Origin of the sequence: Amycolatopsis sp. ATCC 39116, from assembly GCF_000231075.2 — a bacterium.
Taxonomy (GTDB): Bacteria; Actinomycetota; Actinomycetes; order Mycobacteriales; family Pseudonocardiaceae; genus Amycolatopsis_E; species Amycolatopsis_E tucumanensis.
In genome coordinates this window covers 1-1648 of the sequence record NZ_AFWY03000117.1, presented here as the reverse complement: position 1 = coordinate 1648, position 1648 = coordinate 1, and the positions used below count along the sequence as shown (strand labels likewise).

Annotated in this window: 1 rRNA gene; it reads right to left on the bottom strand. The window is 56.1% G+C overall.

The features are described 5' to 3' along the window. A 23S ribosomal RNA gene (locus AMY39116_RS0341730) occupies positions 1-1549 on the bottom strand; the annotation flags it as partial. Between the last annotated feature and the right edge of the window lie 99 nt (positions 1550-1648).

The window sequence follows — 1648 nt, the reverse complement described above, 5'->3', positions numbered from 1 at the left end:
GCCTCGTCATGGGCGAACATACGCGGGTACGGGAATATCAACCCGTTGTCCATCGACTACGCCTGTCGGCCTCGCCTTAGGTCCCGACTTACCCTGGGCAGATTAACTTGACCCAGGAACCCTTGGTCATCCGGCGGCAGAGTTTCTCACTCTGCATTCGCTACTCATGCCTGCATTCTCACTCCCACACCCTCCACGACTCGCTTCCACGGCCGCTTCTCTGGATGCAGGACGCTCCCCTACCCAACAACACCACTAGATAATCACCCGAAGATGAAAACCGATGTATTGTGTTATTGACACGGCTTCGGCGGTGTACTTGAGCCCCGCTACATTATCGGCGCAGGACCACTTGACCAGTGAGCTATTACGCACTCTTTCAAGGGTGGCTGCTTCTAAGCCAACCTCCTGGTTGTCTAAGCGACCCCACATCCTTTCCCACTAAGCACACACTTAGGGGCCTTAGCCGGTGTTCTGGGCTGTTTCCCTCTCGACGACGAAGCTTATCCCCCGCCGTCTCACTGCCGCACTCTCACGTGATGGTATTCGGAGTTTGGTTGACTTCGGTAACCCGGTAAGGCCCCTAGGCCATCCAGTAGCTCTACCCCCACCACGAAACATGCGACGCTGCACCTAAATGCATTTCGGGGAGAACCAGCTATCACGGAGTTTGATTGGCCTTTCACCCCTACCCACAACTCATCCCCCAGGTTTTCAACCCTGGTGGGTTCGGCCCTCCACGAGGTCTTACCCTCGCTTCAGCCTGGCCATGGGTAGATCACTCCGCTTCGGGTCTAGACCACGCGACTCACACGCCCTATTCAGACTCGCTTTCGCTACGGCTACCCCACACGGGTTAACCTCGCCACGCAGCACTAACTCGCAGGCTCATTCTTCAAAAGGCACGCCATCACCATCCGAAGATGGCCCTGACGGCTTGTAGGCACACGGTTTCAGGTACTCTTTCACTCCCCTCCCGGGGTACTTTTCATCTTTCCCTCACGGTACTCGTCCGCTATCGGTCACCAGGAAGTATTTAGGCTTACCGAGTGGTCCCGGCAGATTCACAGCAAATTCCACGAGCTCGCTGCTACTCGGGAACACCACCACACCACACCAACACAGCTTTCGCGTACGGGACTCTCACCCACTCCGGTCCACCATCCCAGGCGGTTCCACTAGCCATGCAGCACGATGCCAGAACTGTCAGATTCTGGAAGATGGGTCCCACAACCCCGCACACACAACCCCTGACAGGTATCACATGCGCACGGTTTAGCCTCCTCCGCTTTCGCTCGCCACTACTCACGGAATCACTAGTGTTTTCTCTTCCTACGGGTACTGAGATGTTTCACTTCCCCGCGTTCCCTCCACACCGTCTATATATTCAACGGCGGGTAACACCTCATAACAGGTGCTGGGTTTCCCCATTCGGACACCCTCGGATCACAGCTCGGTTGACAGCTCCCCGAGGCTTATCGCAGCCTCCCACGTCCTTCATCGGCTCCTGATGCCAAGACATCCACCATGTGCCCTTAACAACTTGACCACAAAGATGCTCGCATCCACTCTGCAATTCTCAAACACCACACCCAGAAACAACACACCGTGTTGCCTCAGGACCCAACAGCGTACCAACAAGCACCCA